A 14788-nucleotide genomic window follows, 5' to 3' on the forward strand; every position below is an offset into this window, starting at 1 on the left:
TCAATTGCTATCCTTGGACTGGATGTCGAAGCCAATGATTTTGAAGGGTTTGTGCGAGCGCTGAACCACGCGCAGCTCGACCTGATGTCCGGCCAGTTCCATAGGCCAGTCGAACACCACCGTTGCCGTGTATCGACCATCCGGCGTCAATTGCAGTCGGGCCTCGCCAAAGCTCTTGTCGACGGACGGACAATAGACATCAAAGCCCGCATCCATCTTCGCGCCTGACTTATCAGCAACGTTCTCGGCCAACAGTGTCAAACTGTAACCGCCCGGCAGAAGCTTCTTGTAGGGGCCGTAAAGCGCCGTTTGCTGGCTACCGCGATCCAGCTTGCTGACGATCACGCCGTCGCCCGCCTCCTGCGCGATACCGCGACGGATTTTGAACCCCTGAAGCGTCAGCGGGCCGCGAATGGTACCGGGTTCCAGATAGTCGCTCAGGACGCCCGGCAGCGGGATGTTGGCGTAGCCGCCCTTGACCTGAAGCGCCTTTTTAAACCCGTCCAAAATGACGTCATCGTCAGGACCGTCCTGCGCGATGTGGATACCCAGACCTTCAACGCCCGCCGTTTGCGCCGAAAGGCGCGCATAGATTCGGTCGATACGGGTCTCGTAATAGTCCACCAGCGCTTGCTGGCGCACCGCCGACATCTGCTGCTCGGCCTTTAGGATCGCCAGATCTTGCGCGATGGCGTCATAGCCGGCTTCCAACTGGCGCACGCGGCCATTCAGGTCCTTCGGACGACGGGCTTCCAACTCCTGTTTGATGAAGTTGAGCGTCTTGTTCCGGAACCGTGCGATCTTTCGCTTTGCCGCCTTCATAGGGTCTCCTGGGAGTCGGCGCGAACCAGTCGCGCTAGCAGTGTTTCAATGGGGGCCACCGACGCTACAGCCGTCTCTACAGCCGTCGCGGGTTCGCGCAGGGCGTCCACGACAGCGTCAGCAATGTCCCACGTCTCGTAAGGTTCAGCCACATTGATAAAACGCCAGATGCCGGTGGCCTCGCGGAAGGCCTGATAGCGGCTGGCGACAACGCGGATGTTATGGGTCTGGGCCGAAACCAGCGTGCCGCTGGTCTCGCCACATGACGGATATCTCAGGTTAAAGATCAGATCGGATTCGCGGATATAGCGCTCGAACTCGTCTTGCGGCGGATAGTCGACGAACTCGACATGATCACGCAGCCCCAGACGTTCGGCCATTTCAACCACATCATAGTCCGGCACCGGCGGGCGCTTGCCTACAATGCGCAGCTTCACGCGTGCGCGCTCTTTAGCGTTCATGCGATCCAGAGCCAGTGTGACACCCTTTAGGACGCTCGCCACCCGCTTGGGCGGAGTGACCCAACCGAACACGCCGATGTTGAAGCTGTTGCCGGTGCGCTTGGACGGCGACGTACCGGCAGGATCGTGGTCATGCTTTTCGCGCGGGTGGGCGCAAACGCGGATGGCCTGACAGCGAGCGTTCGAAAAGTCGTTTTCGTAGAGGACACGGTTGGCCCCATAAACACTGTGGGTCCAGATCTCGTCCGCCTTTGCCAAAGCATTGCCCATGCAGTGCACGCCGAACGGTATCGCCTCCGGCAACCAGCCGTTCACATAGCCGCGCACCACCGAAGACGCCGAATGTCCCAATTGCGAGCGCATCACGCCCGAGACCGCTTCCAGCGAAAATTCCGGCTCGCCCGTTCGCAGCATGTGTTCGTGAACCATGAACATCGAGGGGTCGTGCAGGACGCAAATGATTCGCCCCACAGCCTCCGCCGACTGTCTGGCGAGCAGTCGATGGGCGAAAACGTGCTTGTCGTTGTTGGCTAGAAAATAGACGCGGGTCGTATCGGCTGCCGGGTCGTCAGCCACCTCGGACCAGTCGACCACCTTGATGCCGTGCAGTTCGTCAGGGAAGCGCGAAGTGTGCCCGTCGCGTTGCCAAGCCTTTGAATCCGTAACGATACGTATATCAACGATATCCCGAACCGACGTATCCAGATTACGGATCAAGAGGTCAAAATAGGAGGCCGTCCCCGTAATGATCGGGGGTATCGGAGTCACGAATTCGAGGGTCGGCATCCAACATCCATAGGGTAAGGCGTCGTGTCGAGGAAGAACACTTGATCTCCTCGAGTTCATCTATAGACCATGATTAAACTTGGACCATATTGGAAAAATCCGGAGCCCCGTCAGAGCATGGCATGCGGGCTTCCGGCATAGGATTCAGAGATATGTTGCCTACTATCGATAACGTCTTCTCGCCCTTGCAAGAGGATTTCGACGATGCTCGTCTTCTGCGACTGCGATGTGACAGCCAATCGCTGCATTTTTACGGCGACATCTCTTCCTTCATCTCACGCCGCATCAAAGGCTTCCTGACACTGAGCCTGCTAGATGTCGGTGCGCGCACCGGTATTGGCACAGCTTTGCTGCGTCTTTTGCACCACCCGCTGGCGTTCACGTCGCTGAAGCTGGACCCTGTCACGGGGCTGGACCTGGACCCTGACCTGCCGCGTATCGCCGGTCAGGAATTCAAGGACATCCGCGCCGTCCAGATGGATATCTTCGATCTGGAACCGAACAGCTACGACATCGTTGTTTGCAGCCACACCATCGAGCATGTCCCGGACATGAAGAGCTTCATTGCCCAGCTAGAAGTGATTGCCCGTCAGTACGTTGTGCTGGCTTGCCCGATCGACGAGAAGGAACCGCGCAGCGACGGCCATATCCGCACCATCACCCGCGAAGACTTGGCTGCGCTCGGCTACACCGATATCGAAGTCTATGATTCCTTCCACTTCCACAACGGTCAGGCAGGTATTGCCATGAAGGCCGTCGGCTAACGTTTATGAAGATTATTTTTATCGGCAACTGTCAGGCCCAGGCTCTGACACAGATCGCGCATTACCTCCGTCTTGATGCAGAGCTGATTGTCGTCCCCCCTGTGTTCGATCTGGGTGGTTTCAACACCCCCGAAGTCAAGGAAAAGATCTACTCTGCCGACGTCGTCTTCTCGCAGCGCGTGAACGAGGACTATCCGGCAGAGTTCGTGCGTCCGTCAGTCCTGCGCGAGGCGCTGGGCTCGAAGGTGGTGATCTGGCCCAATATCTATTTCGACGGCTATTTCCCGGGCGTCCGCTACGTCTATGCCCACAGCGGCAACAAGGTGACGGGCCCGCTGTCGGACTATCACTTCCTGCAAATCCAGCAGTCTTACAAGGACGGTCTTACGCCGGCGCAGGCATGGGAAGCGTTCACCAGCCCCGAGCCTTCTCCGCTGGTTCCGGCCGATCCCGTCGGGGATTCAATCGCTAATCTGCGCAACCGCGAGCAGGATTCCGACTTCGGTATGTCGGACTACATCGAAGCCAACTTCGCCCGTACGAAGATGTTCTATTCGATGAACCACCCGACCGATGAAGTGTTGCAAGAAGCCCTGCGTCGCATGGTCGAGGTGGCCGGTATCGACCTCAAGGTTCCAGCCTATGATCCGGCCTTGCTGGCAGGGTATCCGTACACCCTGAACGAGATCGATCTGCCGATCCTGCCGTTCGTGCAAAAGCTTTACAACACGCCCTCGTCGCCGCTCGACACCATCGTCGGTCGCGATCTAACATTTGACGGCAATATGCACTCGGCCAGCAGCGAGCTGAAAACCTACACCGGCCCCGAACTCGTCGAGGCCTTCTACAAGGTATACGAGAGCGCCGAAGCTGCGGACGCCGTCTTCATGCAAGGGTACTGACCTTGAACCGGTTCGATCTGACCCACCCCAGCGCCGTCCGCGCACGCGCTCCGCTCCGACTTGGTTTCGCGGGGGGTGGTACGGATCTTTCTCCGTTCTGTGACGAGCACGGTGGCTTCGTGATGAACGCCACTGTGTCTCTGTACGCGTACGCCTATCTGGAGCCACGCAAGGACGACCGCGTCCACTTCGTGGCTCTCGAACATGGCGAGACCTTCGACCACGAGTGTCTGGCAGAACTGCCTCTGGGCAAGGAAGCGCTGCTGCATCGCGGCGTCTACAACCGTATCGTGCGCGATTTTAACGGCGGCCAGCCGTTGCCCGTTACGGTCCGCACGTCGGTCGATGTTCCGTCCGGCTCGGGCATGGGTGGTTCGTCGGCTCTGGTCGTTGCGCTAGTCGAAGCCTATCGCAACCACCTGCGCCTGCCGCTGGGTGAATATGATGTTGCACGCCTCGCCTTCTCGATCGAACGCGAGGACCTGTTGCTCGCAGGCGGCAAGCAGGACCAGTATGCGGCCGCCTTCGGTGGCTTCAACTTCATGGAGTTCGGGGCAGAGGGTCGCGCGATCATTAATCCCCTGCGCGTCCCCGAAGCGATGATCAACGAGCTCGAAGCCTCGTTGGTGCTCTATTACACCGGCCAGGCCCGTGAATCGGCCAACATCATCGAGACACAGCAAAAGAACATCACCGACCAGAACAAATCGTCGATGGACGCAATGATACGCCTCAAAGACGAAGCTGTGGCGATGAAGGAATCTTTGCTGACGTGCAGCATCGACCGCCTAGCAGAGACCCTGCGCCGTGGCTGGGAAGCCAAGAAGGCGACCTCCAGCGCGATCAGCAACTCCGAAATCGAGCGCATCCTCGAGCTCGCCATGGACAACGGTGCCATGGCCGGCAAGGTGTCGGGCGCAGGCGGCGGCGGCTTTTTGATGCTCCTCTGCCCACCCCACAAGCGCCAGAAGCTGGTTCAGGTGCTGGCCCAACAACAGGGTCAGTTGCTGCCCTGCAAATTTACCCCTGAAGGTGCCACCTCGTGGCGCGCCCTGTCCTGAGCCTCGTTACGCGATGACAATGCCCCCTATCCGCCAAGCCGTAATCCTGTGCGGCGGCATCGGTTCGCGACTGGGCGAGTTGACCAAATCGACGCCCAAGCCGCTGCTACCCGTGGCGGGACGTCCGTTTCTGGCCTTCCTGATCGACCGTCTGCGTGAGGAGAAGCTGGACCGGTTCCTGCTGCTCGCCGCCTTCGAGAACGAGCAGATCAAGCGCTTCGCTGCGGAATATATGGCCCAACATCCGCAGGTCACCATCGAGGTCGCGGTTGAGCCCGGTCGCGTTGGAACAGGCGGTGCCATCTGGCATGCCCGCGACGCCCTTGATGCCTATTTCTATCTGCTGAACGGCGACTCGTGGCTGAACGCATCCTTGCGCGACCTCGATACCCTCATGACGGCCGATACCATGGGGGTCCTGTCGCTGCGGCATGTCGAGGACCGCAGCCGTTACGGTGCCGTACAGACGCAGGGCTCGCAGGTCACCGTCTTCGGCGGCTCAGGCAGTGCGTCCGGTCCGGGATATATCAACGGCGGCGTCTATCTGTTCTCGAAAGACATTGTAGAGCATCTGCCCGAAGACGGATCACTAGAACAGGTCACCCTACCTCCGCTTGCCGAACAGGGGAAACTCTCCGGCGTTCCACGTGATTGTTATTTCATCGATATCGGCGTCATCGAAGATTTCGATCGCGCCCAGACCGAGCTCATGGGTCAAATCGCCCATAAAGCTTAGACGTACAGGGACTTTGGGCGTAATAATTTGTAAGTGCGGCCAGTATTCTGGTTCTGTTTCATAGTTTTCAGACTAGGCATCGTTTCCCCCATCCACTCGAAACACCCGACGCCCCCTATGACGCTCACCGTTGCACGCGAACGATTCAACAGCGAACTTGCAACAACCAAACAGTGGTTGTTCGGGTCTGCCCTGCCGCTGTGGAGCACGCGTGGCACTGATTTGGTCAACGGCGGCTTCTTCGAGCGACTGAACCCCGACGACACCATCCCGCTGGACCCGCGCCGTTCGCGACTGGTGGCCCGCCAGATCTACGTCTTTGCCAAAGCGCACGATCTGGGCTGGGACGGCCCCTGCGCCCAGCGCATCCAGCATGGTCTCGATTTCCTGCTGGGCAAATGCATGCAGCCCGATGGCCGTCTGGTCGCCAGTGTGGCGGCAGACGGATCGGTTATCGACGACAGCTTCACGCTCTATGACTACGCCTTCGCCCTGTTCGCGCTGGCCGCTGCCGCTCGCGTCCAGACTGACAGCGCCGCTGCGCTCGAGCAAAAGGCGCTGGCCTTGGTCGAAGCTCTGGACACCCAGCGCCGCTCACCGGACGGTCGGGGCTATCAGGACGATCCGGCCGTCCTGAAATCCAACCCGCACATGCATTTGCTCGAGGCCGCGATCGCGTGGACGCGGTCATCGTCCAACCCGCACTGGTCCGACATGGCGAACCGGTTGGCCGATCTGTGCGTGCAAACCTTCATCGATCCCCGGTGCAAGGCCGTCCGCGAGTATTTCTCGACAGATTGGGCACCGCTGGATAGCGAAGAGCATGTCGGTATCGAACCGGGTCACCAGTTCGAGTGGGCCTGGTTGTTGATGGACTGGGGCCGAATTGCGGGCCGACCGGAGCTGCTAGCCCACGCCCGCGACATCTACGACACCGGCGAGATCTACGGCGTGAGCGCAGAGGGGTTGGCCGTAAATACTATTACTCCGGACAGGTCGGTGCGCGACGCCCGCCATCGTTTGTGGCCACAGACTGAGCGCTTGAAAGCCAAAACCTCCCTCGTGAAACTGGCCGGCGAAGCTGAGCGTGATGCGGCGCTGGATGAGGTCAGCGATGCCCTTGTGGCGCTGCGCCGCTACTTCGATCACCCCATTGAAGGGGCATGGTGGGAGCATCTGGGGCCGGACGGTACGCCCGCCCACGAGCCGACCCGCGCCAGCAGCCTCTACCACATCACCTGTGCACTGGTTGAGGCCGACAGCCTGCGCCCCGTCGCAGAACGCGTCGGGCATGCTAAAGACGCTGCATACGCTTCGTAAGGCCGCCGCAGGCCTCGCCCTAGGGGGGCCGATTTGGCAAAGAATCCACGGATTCTGATCGTTACACCGACCTATACCCATCCGCAGGATCAGGGGAACTCGGCACGCATTCACGCCTTTGCGACCCAGCTTCAGCGACGCGGCATTGAGATCGACGTCCTGTATTTCGTACTTGATGGCCTGCGTGACGAAAGCCTGCACCCAATGCAGGCGCAATGGAACGCCGTGCATCTGCTGCCGCAGATGCCCCACAAGCAACAGTCGTTCGCCTCTCACTGGGGACTGGATGACTGGTGTCCGGACACCCTCATCAGCCGCGTGCGCGCCCTTAACGCTGCCAATCAATATGCCGCGGTCATCGTCAACTATGTCTGGCTTTCCGGCTGCTTCGAGGGCGTGCACGACAGCTTGCGCATTCTGGACACTCACGACCTGTTCGGAGACCGCGCCCGCATCGCCGCCGCGGCCGGACTGGAACCGTCCTGGTTCTTTACCACCGTCGACGAAGAACAACGCGGGCTGGACCGTGCCGATCTGGTGCTGGCTATTCAGGATCAGGAAGAAGCTGCGCTTGCCGCCCGAACCACCTCGCGGGTTATGACTGTCGGGCACTTGATCAACGCCCTGCCCGCCCTAGACCGGCCGCAATCCGATCAGCCTGTATTCGGCTATTTCGGCAGCGCCAATCCGTGGAATGTCGCATCGGTGCGTGCTCTGGATAAGGCTCTGGCCGAGCGTGGCTCTACCGCTCGCTGGGCCATGGCAGGTTCGGTGTCTCGTAAAGTGCCTGACCTCAGGACGTCCCCGATCAATCTTGGGCGGGTCGATCAGGTCAGCGACTTTTACGACATGGTCGACTGTGTTCTGAACCCCATGACCGCAGGCACCGGACTGAAGATCAAAACCATCGAAGCTCTGGCCCACGGTCGTCCTGTGATGGGCACCGATCAGGCTTTTGCAGGCCTGCCTGCCCTCCACGAAGGCCACCGTCTTTCCGATCCCGATGCCATGGTCGCGGCAATGGACGCCTATTGTGAAAGCCGTTCCTATCGCGATGAACTGGCGCTAGCCTCGCGGGCGGTCTGGCGCGAATATACCTCGCTAACCGAAACCCAGTACGACGCTTTGGCCAAAGCAATCAGGGCTTACAAATAAACATGACTTCTTCCCTGTCGTCCTCGCCCCTCGCGTTCGAAATGTTTACCGCTGGTGCCATCCAACTGGTCCAGCAAGGCGCAGGTACGAGCGGACGGTTACAGGCCTTTGTGCGCGGCGTGCCGCTCGGTGCGCCCGTCGAGTTTTCCTCTGAAGACAGCCGCATTCTGGTGCCCGTAGAGCGCTTTCCGCATGTGGAGTTTCCCGCCGAGGTGCGCATCGGTTGGGCGGATGGGCAAGACGCTGTGATCCCGATACGCGTCGATGGTGCCGATGTCGTCGCAGGCCTTGTGGGCCAAGGGACCTTGAGCGAGGTATCGGTCCAGTTCCGTAACGGCCTTATCGTGGGCACAGCACGCAACCGCGCCAATGGGGTAACGGTGCCCATGATGATGGGACGCGTGAACGGTACCCTGCTGCGCGCTGTCGAGACGCGACTGTCTGGCGCAGATGACACTGGCGGGGCCTCGTTCCGCTTTACCCTTCCCGTCGAGGCCAGCGATTTCTCGGACCGCGGTGCGTCATTTGAAATCCTGCACGCGCCGTCTCTGGAATGCATCTGGCGCAGCGTTCTGGCTCCGGCTGACACCTTGATGGGCGGCGGAATCGTTACCGACATCCGTTTGTCCGAAGCCGAACGAAAACTGGCAGATGCCAGCCTCGCGCTTGAAACCAAGCTGAATGCCAAGGTGGCGAGACAGAACCGCCTGATCGAAGACCTGACGGCTCATCTGCTGTCGCTCATCGGCAAGGATGCCGACGCTCGCGAACAAGCGCGCCGCCTCATTTCCGATACCGCGCGTGAAGAGCCCGCCGACACGACCGTCGGCGTGGTGGGCACGCTGTCGCCCTATATGGGATGGGGATGGAGCGATGCGGGGCTGAGCGCAGACCGGATCGAGCAGCGCCGTATGGGAGCGGCTGCCACTGTGCTCAATCCGCATCCGGATCGGCCAGTGAAGGCGATCGCTGTAACCGTGACCGAAGCTTCACCCGAGGCTCTTGCGGCGTTACGCGGCCAAACCGATGGACGTCAGGCCGCAGTCGAACTGCCCAAGGTCGGCGGCGCACCATGCACGGTGACCGTTCGTCCTCAGGATGGCTCCAGCGTGTCGCTGGTGAGCCTGTCCTGCACCGCGCCCCGAGGTGGGATCGCGGTACAGGACATTCGCTTCTTCTACGCTTGATTACAGGTTCAGCAGCGCCGGATCACCGCCTTGGGCGGCGATGTTGATGCTGATGGCCTTTTCCGCAGCGAAGCGGATCAAGCTGTTCGGACCACCGGCTTTCGGGCCGGTGCCCGACAAGCCTTCGCCGCCGAACGGCTGGACGCCGACGACTGCGCCGATGATCGAGCGGTTGACGTAGACGTTGCCCGCCGGAACCAGCGCCATCACCTCTTCGGCGAAGGCGTCGATACGGCTGTGAACGCCCAGCGTCAGGCCAAAGCCACGGGCAGCCAGAGCACCAGCGGTCTTCTTCAGGTCCTTCGGTTCGTAGCGATAGACGTGCAGGATCGGGCCGAACACTTCGCGCTCCAGGAAGTCCGGCGTCGGGATCTCGGCGATGACCGGAGCGAACATGTCGCCCTTGGCCGCATCGGCAGCGAGATTACCGCGCGCGATGATCTTGGCTGCCTTCTCCAGACGCGCGACGTGCTTCTCGAGGTTCTCGCGGCTCTCCGCATCGATCACCGGACCGATGTCGGTCTTGGGATCGGTCGGGTCGCCAAGGACCTGAACGGCCAGCGCGCCTTTCAGACCCTCGATCAGGGCATCAGCCGCATCGTGCGGCACGTAGAGGATACGAAGCGCCGAGCAACGCTGACCGGCAGAACCAAAGGCCGACAGGATGACGTCGTCGATGATCTGTTCCTTCAGCGCCGTGGTGTCCACGAACATGCCATTCAGACCGCCGGTTTCGGCGATGAACGGGATGATGGCACCCTGACGGTTGGCCAGACCACGGTTGATAGCGTTTGCGGTATCGGTGCCTCCGGTGAAGGCCACGCCGTCGATCATCGGGTGCGAGGTCAGGGCAGCGCCCACGGTCTCGCCACGCCCCGGAACCAGAGCCAGAAGGTCGGGGTTCAGACCCGCCTTATAATACAGGCGCACAGCTTCGGCGGCGATCAACGGCGTCTGCTCGGCAGGCTTGGCCACGACCGCGTTGCCGGCAGCCAGAGCGGCTACGATCTGGCCGGTAAAGATGGCCAGGGGGAAGTTCCACGGGCTAATGCACCCAAAGACACCACGGCCATGCAGGACCAGTTGGTTCACTTCACCCGTCGGGCCCTTCAGGGTCTGGCGACCACCAAAGTCCTTCTCGGCCAGCATGGCATAGTAGCGGCAGAAGTCGGCGGCTTCGCGAACTTCGGCGACGCCGTCGTTCAGGGTCTTGCCTGCTTCACGCGACAGCAGGGCCACCAGGCGATCCATGTCCGCTTCTAGGGCATCTGCCATAGCGCGCAGGATCGGCGCACGGCCAGCACCCAGCATCTTGTCCCAAGAGACTTGCGCTTCTGCGGCCTTCATGACCGCTTCGTCGACCTGTTCCGGCGTCGCGTCCGAAGTTTTGCCCACGACCTGTGTGCGGTCATACGGATTGGTCACATCGCGGGCTTCGACACCCGTCAGCAGCTTGCCGCCGATGATCGGACCGGCCACCAGTTGCTCTGCGTCCAGCGCCTTCAGCGCCGCAGCGTGGGCTTCGCGGACCTCTGCCGTCGAATAGTCGCGGCCGAGGGAGTTCTGGCGGTCACCGTAGATGTTCATGGGCACAGGGATCTTCGGATGGCGGTCGGGCTGGGCCTCGACGGCAGTGATTGGATCGGCGGCCACATCAGCAGCCGGAACGCGCTCGTCCAGCAGGGCGTGGACGAAGGAGGAGTTGGCACCGTTTTCGAGCAGACGCCGCACCAGATAGGGCAGCAGCTCTTCATGGCCACCGACCGGCGCATAGGCGCGGACGATGATCTTTTCGTCCGACCACATGTCGCGCGCGGCGTCGTACAGAGCCTCGCCCATGCCGTGCAGGCGCTGGTGCTCGATGACCGTGTTGCGGTCACGGGCCATGCGGCGCACAGCGGCGAGCGTGTGGGCGTTGTGGGTCGCGAACTGGCAATAGATGTGAGGCGCGGCCTCGATCATCATGCGCGCGCAGACCAGATAGTTCAGGTCCGTTGCAGGTTTGGTGGTGAAGACTGGATAATCAAGGCGGCCATTGACCTGCGCCAGCTTGATCTCGGTATCCCAGTAGGCACCTTTGACCAGACGCACCATCAGGCGACGGTTCGTGCACTTGGACAGGTCGATCAGGCGCTGGATCGTCTCCGAGGTGCGCTTCTGATAGGCCTGAACGGCGAGGCCGAGGCCCTTCCAGTCGCCCAGCGAAGGCTCGGTGCTCAGACGCTCCAGCAGCTTCAGCGACAAGGCGAGACGGTCGGCCTCTTCGGCATCAATCGTATAGTTGATGTCGTATTTGGCAGCGATTTCGGCCAGTCGCAGGATGCGCGGGTAGAGCTCTTCCCAGACGCGATCTTCCTGAACCGACTGATAGCGCGGCGACAGGGCCGACAGCTTGACCGAGACACCGTGGCCGGCTTCCGGCCCTTGGCCCGTGGCAGTCTTGCCGACAGCCTCGATGGCGTCGGCGTAGATCTTTTCATAGCGCTCGGCATCAGCTGTCGTGCGGGCGCCTTCACCCAGCATGTCGAAGCTGCACAGCCAGCCTTCCTTGTCGGAACGCTTCAGGGCGGATTCGATGGTGCGGCCGACCACGAACTGCTCGCCCATGATCTTGACGGCGGTGGCCACGGCCTGACGGATGACCGGCTCGCCGATACGCGCCGCGATACCCTTGATGAAGTTCGGCAGGTCGCGCTTCACTTCGTCTTCCGGCTCGACCAGCTTGCCCGCAATCATCAGACCGAAGCTGGAGAAGTTCACCAGCGTGCTGTCCGACTTGCCGACGTGGTTAGCCCACTCGGCCGAGCCGATCTTTTCCGAGATCAGCTTGTCGCGGGTCAGGCTGTCGGGCGTGCGCAGCAGCGCCTCGGCCAGCGTCATCAGCGCCAGACCCTCCTGGGTGCCCAGAGAATACTGCTGCAGGAAGCTTTCGACGACGCCCTGCTTCTTCTGGCTCTTGCGGGCGTGTTCGACCAGCTCGGTCGCTTCGGCCAGAACCCTGGCGCGCTCGCCCGCATCCAGCGGCAGTCGCGACAGCAGATCAGAGACCGTCTCGCGTTCACCGCGATATTTGTGGTTGTCCAGACTGTCCCAGTGGCGAAGGTCACTCGACATATAAGTCCACTCCTGTGAATTTTCGCCTATATCGAGAGCCGATCCGAATGTGCTTCGATATTCAGGCAATCAGGTCGTATACAATTTGGAATCTAAATCCTTACGCCTTGCAGGGATATCGCGCGTGCGTGATCAGCGTTGTTGGTATCTAGTCTCGCTATCGTCGCACTAAACGGATAAAACCACATGACTTTACGAAACGGCTCAAAGGCCTAATCGAATTCATGCGTATTGTTCTGGTCACTGACGCTTGGGAACCCCAGGTCAACGGCGTCGTCCGAACCCTTACCCGCACCGTGGCGGAATGCCGTGCTATGGGGCACGAGGTTGAGGTCATCGAACCCAGCCAGTTCAAGACAATTCCGTGCCCGACCTATCCGGAAATTCGTCTCGCCCTCGGGGCTGAAGAGGAAATCCGCGAGCGTCTGCGCGCCTTCGAGCCCGAAGCCGTGCACATTTCGACCGAGGGTCCGCTCGGCATCGCGACCCGCCGCATCTGCATCGAATGGAAGCTGCCGTTCACGACCAGCTACCACACCAAATTCCCTGAATATGTTTCGGCGCGTTTCCCGATCCCGGTTCAGGTCGGCTACGCCTATATGAAGTGGTTCCACAAGCCTTCAGGCCGTCTGATGGTGGCCACGCCTACCTTGCGTGACGAGCTGACCGAGCATGGCTTCCGCAATGTCTCGCCATGGACGCGAGGTGTGGACACTGAAGTCTTCAATCCGGACCTCAAGCCGATCTTCGAGGAACTGGGCGGCAAGGACTGGCCGCGCCCCTTCTTCCTGAACGTGGGCCGTGTGGCCGTCGAAAAAAACATCGAGGCCTTCCTCGAACAGGACCTGCCCGGTACGAAGATCATCGTCGGCGACGGCCCTGCCCGCGCCGAGCTGGAAGAGAAATATCCGGACGCCAAATTCCTCGGTGCCAAGTTCGGCGACGATCTGGCCCGCTGCTTTGCCGATGCCGATGTCTTCGTCTTCCCGAGCTGGACCGACACCTTTGGTCTGGTAATTTTGGAAGCCATGGCGACCGGCACGCCAGTTGCCGCCTACCCGGCCCATGGCCCCATCGACATTATTCCGAACTCCGGCGCGGGCGTAATCAACGATGATCTGCGCACGGCTTGCCTTGAATGCCTGGAAATCGACCGCAAGGCTGTGCGCGCCTATGCCGAGAAGTTCAGCTGGCGCGCCTCGGCCGAGCAGTTCATCGAGAACCTGCAACCCTATCCAGAGCCCCAGCGCGGCCGCTTCTGGCGGCGGTTGCGCCGCATCGCCCGTCTGCGCCGCAAACAGGCAGCCTGATAAGAGCAACGCCCCGCCGATGGATCGACGGGGCGTTTTTCTTGCTGAACGCGGTGACCTTTAGTTCGGTCGCGTCATCGACGTCAGGGCTGTGGCCTTGGCACGCTCGGCGGCCAGAGCCTCGGCACTCATCGGCACCAGACCGCGGTCTTGCAGATAGCCGCCGCGACCAGCGGCACCTTCGGACATGAACTCCAGCACGAACTCCTTCAGGCCGGGGATCACCCCGATGTGCTGCTTCTTCACATAGATATAGAGCGAGCGGGCCAGCGGATAGGAGCCGTCGGCAATGGCGTCGATCGACGGGGGGACGCCATCGATGGTCTCGGCTTTCACCGTGTCCATGTTCTGCTCAAGGAAGGAGAAGCCGAAGACGCCGAGCGAACCCGGCGTGCGGGTCAGGGTCTGGACGATGGCGTTATCGTTCTCGCCAGAGTCGATCCATTTGCCGTCTTCACGCAGGGTGTGGGTGATGGACTCGAACTTTTCCTTGTCGTCCTTGATGGCAGCCACCGCAGGCAGCTTTGCGCCACCCGGAGCCATACCCAGTTCAAGGAAGGCGTCACGCGTGCCGGAGGTCGGCGGTGGGCCGTAAACCTGAATGCGCTGGGCCGGAAGGGCGGGATTGACCTGGTTCCAGCTGGTCACCGTGTTCTGCGTGAACTTGCCGTCCGCGCCAGGGACGTGTTTGCCGAGGGCCTTGTACAGATCTTCCAGCTTCAGATCGAATGCCGAACCATTACGGGCCGTGGCGACAACAATGCCGTCGTAGCCGATCTTGAGTTCGATAATATCGGTCACGCCATTGGCAGCGCAGCGATCAAACTCGCTCTGCTTCATCTGGCGCGAAGCGTTGGCAATGTCGGGAGTGGACGGCCCGATACCGGCGCAAAAGGCCTGAATACCGCCGCCAGTGCCCAAGGCCTCGACGCGCGGTTGGGCACCGCCCGGATTGGCCCGGCCGAAGTTCTCGGCCACGCGGGTCACAAAGGGGAAAACAGTCGAAGAGCCCGCGGCCCACACACCTGCACGGGCTTTCTGGTTAGGGCCTCCATCGCCGCAGCCTGCGAGCGCCATAAGGGCAGCGGCGCAAACCGAAATCTTGAAAAGGCGATTGGGTAGGACGGACATGGCCGGACCTCTCAGATCATCATCTATGATGCGCATAGA

General features: G+C 61.0%; 12 protein-coding genes. 8 read left to right on the forward strand and 4 right to left on the reverse strand.

The features are described 5' to 3' along the window. Both LOX95_RS00085 and LOX95_RS00090 read right to left on the reverse strand, forming a co-directional pair. Window positions 1–822 carry a hypothetical protein gene (locus LOX95_RS00085; protein ID WP_242912256.1) on the reverse strand — a complete coding sequence of 274 codons (822 nt, stop codon included), beginning with the start codon at window positions 820–822 and terminating at the stop codon, window positions 1–3. Next, window positions 819–2000 (reverse strand): glycosyltransferase, encoded by a 1182-nt coding sequence (locus LOX95_RS00090; RefSeq protein ID WP_242912257.1) that lies wholly within the window; start codon window positions 1998–2000, stop codon window positions 819–821. Before LOX95_RS00090 ends, LOX95_RS00085 begins: the two co-directional genes overlap by 4 nt. 221 nt (window positions 2001–2221) lie before the next feature. On the opposite strand from LOX95_RS00090, the gene LOX95_RS00095 reads away from it, so the two are divergent. The 7 genes from LOX95_RS00095 to LOX95_RS00125 all read left to right on the forward strand — a co-directional run bounded on the left by LOX95_RS00095 (window position 2222) and on the right by LOX95_RS00125 (window position 9194). Further along, window positions 2222–2833 (forward strand): class I SAM-dependent methyltransferase, encoded by a 612-nt coding sequence (locus LOX95_RS00095; protein WP_242912258.1) that lies wholly within the window; start codon window positions 2222–2224, stop codon window positions 2831–2833. 5 nt (window positions 2834–2838) lie between these two features. Beyond that, window positions 2839–3735 carry a WcbI family polysaccharide biosynthesis putative acetyltransferase gene (locus tag LOX95_RS00100; RefSeq protein WP_242912259.1) on the forward strand — a complete coding sequence of 299 codons (897 nt, stop codon included), beginning with the start codon at window positions 2839–2841 and terminating at the stop codon, window positions 3733–3735. A gap of 2 nt (window positions 3736–3737) precedes the next feature. Then, window positions 3738–4796 carry a GHMP family kinase ATP-binding protein gene (locus tag LOX95_RS00105; RefSeq protein WP_242912260.1) on the forward strand — a complete coding sequence of 353 codons (1059 nt, stop codon included), beginning with the start codon at window positions 3738–3740 and terminating at the stop codon, window positions 4794–4796. 13 nt (window positions 4797–4809) lie between these two features. After that, the gene (locus LOX95_RS00110; protein ID WP_242912261.1) at window positions 4810–5532 is read left to right on the forward strand and encodes a sugar phosphate nucleotidyltransferase; all 723 of its coding nucleotides are present in this window, start codon (window positions 4810–4812) and stop codon (window positions 5530–5532) included. A 117-nt stretch (window positions 5533–5649) separates the two neighbouring features. Further along, window positions 5650–6852, forward strand: coding sequence for an AGE family epimerase/isomerase (locus LOX95_RS00115; RefSeq protein WP_242912262.1), 1203 nt, complete (start codon window positions 5650–5652; stop codon window positions 6850–6852). Between the two features lie 33 nt (window positions 6853–6885). Then, complete coding sequence (locus tag LOX95_RS00120; RefSeq protein ID WP_242912263.1) at window positions 6886–8007, forward strand: glycosyltransferase; 1122 nt, start codon at window positions 6886–6888, stop codon at window positions 8005–8007. Window positions 8008–8009: 2 nt separating this feature from the next. Continuing rightward, on the forward strand, window positions 8010–9194 hold the full coding sequence (locus tag LOX95_RS00125; protein ID WP_242912264.1) for a hypothetical protein: 1185 nt from the start codon (window positions 8010–8012) through the stop codon (window positions 9192–9194). Here LOX95_RS00125 and putA read toward each other — a convergent pair whose 3' ends face one another. After that, window positions 9195–12308: a bifunctional proline dehydrogenase/L-glutamate gamma-semialdehyde dehydrogenase PutA gene (gene putA, locus LOX95_RS00130; protein WP_242912265.1), complete on the reverse strand. Its 3114-nt coding sequence runs from the start codon at window positions 12306–12308 to the stop codon at window positions 9195–9197. It lies immediately after the preceding gene. Window positions 12309–12532: 224 nt separating this feature from the next. Here putA and LOX95_RS00135 point away from each other — a divergent pair, with 224 nt between their 5' ends. Then, window positions 12533–13618: a glycosyltransferase family 4 protein gene (locus LOX95_RS00135; protein WP_242912266.1), complete on the forward strand. Its 1086-nt coding sequence runs from the start codon at window positions 12533–12535 to the stop codon at window positions 13616–13618. A 60-nt stretch (window positions 13619–13678) separates the two neighbouring features. On the opposite strand, the gene LOX95_RS00140 is transcribed toward LOX95_RS00135, so the two are convergent. Beyond that, window positions 13679–14749, reverse strand: a complete 1071-nt coding sequence (locus tag LOX95_RS00140; RefSeq protein ID WP_242913078.1) for a substrate-binding domain-containing protein — start codon at window positions 14747–14749, stop codon at window positions 13679–13681. Window positions 14750–14788: the final 39 nt, after the last annotated feature.

Source organism: Brevundimonas pishanensis (assembly GCF_022750635.1).
In the GTDB taxonomy this organism is placed as follows: domain Bacteria; phylum Pseudomonadota; class Alphaproteobacteria; order Caulobacterales; family Caulobacteraceae; genus Brevundimonas; species Brevundimonas pishanensis.

Bases quoted from the DNA above. Each gene is read 5' to 3' on its own strand.
- putA (WP_242912265.1), bottom strand. From the start codon at position 12,308: ATGTCGAGTGACCTTCGCCACTGGGACAGTCTGGACAACCACAAATAT.
- LOX95_RS00100 (WP_242912259.1), top strand. From the start codon at position 2,839: ATGAAGATTATTTTTATCGGCAACTGTCAGGCCCAGGCTCTGACACAG.
- LOX95_RS00095 (WP_242912258.1), top strand. From the start codon at position 2,222: ATGTTGCCTACTATCGATAACGTCTTCTCGCCCTTGCAAGAGGATTTC.
- LOX95_RS00135 (WP_242912266.1), top strand. From the start codon at position 12,533: ATGCGTATTGTTCTGGTCACTGACGCTTGGGAACCCCAGGTCAACGGC.
- LOX95_RS00125 (WP_242912264.1), top strand. From the start codon at position 8,010: ATGACTTCTTCCCTGTCGTCCTCGCCCCTCGCGTTCGAAATGTTTACC.
- LOX95_RS00085 (WP_242912256.1), bottom strand. From the start codon at position 822: ATGAAGGCGGCAAAGCGAAAGATCGCACGGTTCCGGAACAAGACGCTC.
- LOX95_RS00110 (WP_242912261.1), top strand. From the start codon at position 4,810: ATGACAATGCCCCCTATCCGCCAAGCCGTAATCCTGTGCGGCGGCATC.
- LOX95_RS00140 (WP_242913078.1), bottom strand. From the start codon at position 14,749: ATGTCCGTCCTACCCAATCGCCTTTTCAAGATTTCGGTTTGCGCCGCT.
- LOX95_RS00115 (WP_242912262.1), top strand. From the start codon at position 5,650: ATGACGCTCACCGTTGCACGCGAACGATTCAACAGCGAACTTGCAACA.